1 pseudogene is annotated in these 883 nt (G+C 60.7%); it reads right to left on the reverse strand.

From position 1 onward, the window contains the following. Positions 1 to 874 (reverse strand): annotated as a pseudogene (locus tag EXE42_RS16015) (hypothetical protein); the annotation flags it as partial. Positions 875 to 883: the final 9 nt, after the last annotated feature.

The raw sequence follows: 883 nt of genomic DNA on the forward strand, positions 1-883 counted from the left end.
CGTACGTTACCGACTGATCCCCGCTGTCGGTTCCGTACTTGACGGTCCGTTCGCCGGACGTGTCTGACGCAATGACACTAGCTGTCGCCCCGTCGAACAGACGCTGGTAATCCTCTTGAAGCCCTTCGAGCCAACCTGTTCTGGATTCAGCGATGCTCGCGCCGAACCTGGTGTCGGTCGTTTCGATCGTCGAGGAGCTCCCTTCGGTGACGTACGCGGCGAGCAACCGCACGAGCGCCCGTCCGTCTTCGGAATCTAAGTCGATGTGCCGCTGTACCTTGATGCTCCGCTCTATCGAGTCGTGGTGTTCGTGACCGAACCAGACCCAGTCGTCGTTCGCGTGGACTCGTTTGACCTTCGTCTCCGCGTTCTCGCTGCCGACGCTTCGACCGTCCCCGTACTCGCGCGTGTACCCCTCTAACACGTCGTAAACATCGATCTTCTCAACTGTTTCGACCTCAGGAAGACCGGGAACCCGAAGCGGTTCTTCGACGTCTTCTGGCTTCGTTTCGACGAGGTCGCCGTCCTCTTCGACGACGTACGAATGATCTCTGGTCGTCGTGGACTCACCGAACTTATGCTGGAGGTTGACGACCGGTTTGTCGGTCTCGTGTCGGATCACCTGCTCGATCGGCTGCCACTCTGGGTCCCTGTCTCCGGTCACCGAAAGCGCCTCCCACCCGTTCACGCGACCCCGTTCCTTCTCGACCGACACCGAAGCGACAGGCCCTCCGTCGGCGGCAATAATCAGATCCTCGCTCGCAGTCGCATCCGAGCGCTCGAAGAGATCAGCGATCGGCAGGATTCGGACAATCCCCTCGGGATCGCGCACGACTACGGGTCTGTCGCCCGTGACACTGTCCCCGTACGCCACATCGTGACC

The sequence above is a fragment of the Halorubrum sp. SP3 genome, from assembly GCF_005435195.1.
GTDB lineage: Archaea > Halobacteriota > Halobacteria > Halobacteriales > Haloferacaceae > Halorubrum > Halorubrum sodomense.